The 2,819-nt window shown below is 57.9% G+C and carries 2 protein-coding genes; one reads left to right on the forward strand and one right to left on the reverse strand.

Annotation, left to right across the window (positions count from 1 at the left end):
• Positions 1-302: 302 nt before the first annotated feature.
• Positions 303-2,057 carry an EAL domain-containing protein gene (locus tag U5A52_RS42710; protein ID WP_321940408.1) on the forward strand — a complete coding sequence of 585 codons (1,755 nt, stop codon included), beginning with the start codon at positions 303-305 and terminating at the stop codon, positions 2,055-2,057.
• Positions 2,058-2,233: 176 nt separating this feature from the next.
• On the opposite strand, the gene U5A52_RS42715 is transcribed toward U5A52_RS42710, so the two are convergent.
• Positions 2,234-2,819: transposase (locus U5A52_RS42715; RefSeq protein ID WP_321940410.1), on the reverse strand; the 586-nt coding region annotated here is incomplete at its 5' end.

The following is a 2,819-nucleotide window of genomic DNA, read 5'->3' on the forward strand; positions in this document are numbered from 1 at the left end:
ATTGCAGGTCCGTGTGGCGATAGCGTTCGTCGCGCCACCAAGGCCCGGACCGCCGTCACGACGCCAATATGAATCACTGCCTCTTCCAGCCGGAACTGGCGACGGCGGGAATCGATGCCGATCTGGACGATGCGAATTAAGCGAACACTGGCGACGTCATGCCGCATACAAAATGCTTACATTAAAACATATAGTTGAGTTGTCAACTTGATGCGCGAATGGGGTGACTATACTACCCGCTGCTTCTCGCTATCGGTGTTACCGCTGTTCTCTCTCGAGTCCGCCCGATCCTGGAGACACGCATGTTGGCAGCAGTTGCCCGGGCCCGGCTTACCCATCATTTGGGCCCTGTCATGAGTTCACTCTCCGCTCCTGCCGCCCGACGGGCACTTTCTTCCTTACCTCGTCCCTTCGTCTGTGTTCTTCCTGCAGTGTTCGATAGCCGGAGAATTGCAGTTGTGACAACGGCGGTTGTCGGGACGCTGACCATCGTCTTGCTGGCTGGTATCGCGTTTGGATTTGTGCGCGCCCAGATCATGCGAGAAGAGTTTGCAAAGCTAAACGTGATAGCGGCAGAGGTCCTGGAGCGCAGTGAGCGCTCGAGTGCCCAGGTGCGCGCTGCGATTGCTGAGCTGCAAGCACACGATGCGGCTCCCTGCTCCCCAGAGCAGCTGGCGCTGATGGCAGAGCTCAACCTGAAATACGGGCAACTGCAAGGAGTGGGGTACGTCGCGAACAGCCGCCTTATGTGTTCTTCCTATGGACGCCATGGTGACGGCATCCTGTTGCCCGTCCCGACCTCTCAGCACACCGCGAGAGGGCTGCTCCAATTGCGCAAGGCTAATCTTTCTCTCGCCAGCAGTGTCAGATCACAACCTGTGATCATGGTCACGTCTGCCGCAAATGGATACACAGCCATCGTTTCTCCCTCCTTGCCGATCGATGTCGATACAAAGGACCCTGATGTCGCGCTAGGCACGGTGCTCTACAGCTCCAACGAAGTCAGAATGTCTCGCGGAAAGTTCAATCCGAACTGGCATGCCATGCTGGGTGACGGTCAGCATGCAGAATTTATCGCGGACGACAGGATCGTTTCGCTGTGGCGCTCCCCGAGGTACGACTACTTCGCATTTGCCTCGATTCCTGCGGATGCAGCGAACGCGCGAATTCACCAGGCCGGCATAGTGCTCATGTCGTGCGCAGTTTGCGCGATGGTAGTGTTGATGTTCCTGACGTGGCGGTCGGCGCGCAAGGCGCTGCCGCTCTCTGAAGCGATCCGCGAGGGGCTCAGAAGAAAGGAATTCTATCTGGTCTATCAACCCCTGGTCGATCTGAAAACCGGCCGGTGGGTGGGCGCCGAGGCCCTGCTACGTTGGCGCCGGAGCACCGGGGAGCACGTTCGACCGGATATTTTCATCCCTGTCGCTGAAGACTGCCACCTGATCGAGGAGATTACCGACCACGTGTTCGAGCTGGCTGCAACGGATCTGGCTGGGTTTTTCGAGAAATACCCCGATTTCCATGTTGCCATCAATCTGTCGGCCTCCGAAATGCAGTCACCTCACGTCGTGCCGCGCCTGAAGAATTTCATTGAACGCGTAACAGGAGCGAGGGCACGCAACTTCGTGTTCGAGGCCACGGAGCGCAGCTTGATCAAGCCTGACCAGGCAAGGCCGATTCTGGCGGAAATACGGGGGATGGGTTCGACTGTTGCCATCGACGACTTTGGCACGGGTTACTCAAGTCTCTCTTATCTGCAGACGCTCGGCACCGACTACCTGAAGATCGACAAATCGTTTGTTGACGCAATTGACACCGCATCTGTCAAGAATCATGTCGTCGCGCACATCATCGGACTCGGCAAGGATCTGCGACTTCGGCTCATTGCAGAAGGCGTGGAGACTGCGGAGCAGGCCAGGTACCTCAGCGACCGGGGAGTCGAGTTCGCCCAAGGCTGGCACTTTGCCAAGGCCATGGCGATCGGCGAACTGGCAGATTCGCTCAACCGGCAGTCGCATAACCACCGTGCCGATACAACCGGACTTACCGCAAACTAAAGTTGCCGACCAACCCTCCATGGCGCGCCGGCGGCAGGAAAGCGTCCGGGTTGACCACGCGAACGAGAAGGTCCGGTATTCGGTGGAGAGCCGCTGCCCAAATTCCGCGAAACGGCAATCGCGACGGACTGAAGTTGGGATCGAATGTCACGAGCGCAACAACGACGCTCGGGGCCTCAGGCCCCCGCCAACTTCATTGCCTTCAGAGTTCTTGCCGCGCCCAGTATGCTGATGACACGCTTCAGGTTGTAGGCTAATAGCTGCAGGCTCATCTCGGTACTCACTCGTCCGAGCGTTCGGGTCAGGAAGTGTGCAGGACCCATCCAGTGCTTGAGCGTACCGAAGACGTGCTCGACGGTACTTCGTCGGATGGTCATTGCATTGGGCTTCCGGTCGAGCCGTCGCTCCATGACTTCCAGTATCTTTTCATGCTCCCACCTTCGGATGCGGCGATAGTCGCTGGGAGAGCATCGCGCCTTCATAGGGCAACCCGGGCACGCGCTCGGCCAGTAGACCCGCAGATTCATTTCATGCTCTACGGTCGTAAATCGATAAATGGCTTTCTCACCGGCAGGACATCGATACACGTCGCGCCTCGCCTCGTACACAAAGTCGGCTTTGGTGAACAGACCTTTCTTCCGTGACGCAGAGGTGAGCGGCTTGGGTACGTACGCGCGGATTCCGTTCAGATCGCATGTTCTTATCTCCTGCCCGCTGAAGTAGCCCCGATCCGCTACAACTTTCAGGTTCGATAGGCCCATC

The sequence above is a fragment of the Paraburkholderia sp. J8-2 genome, from assembly GCF_905220195.1.
Taxonomy (GTDB): Bacteria; Pseudomonadota; Gammaproteobacteria; order Burkholderiales; family Burkholderiaceae; genus Paraburkholderia.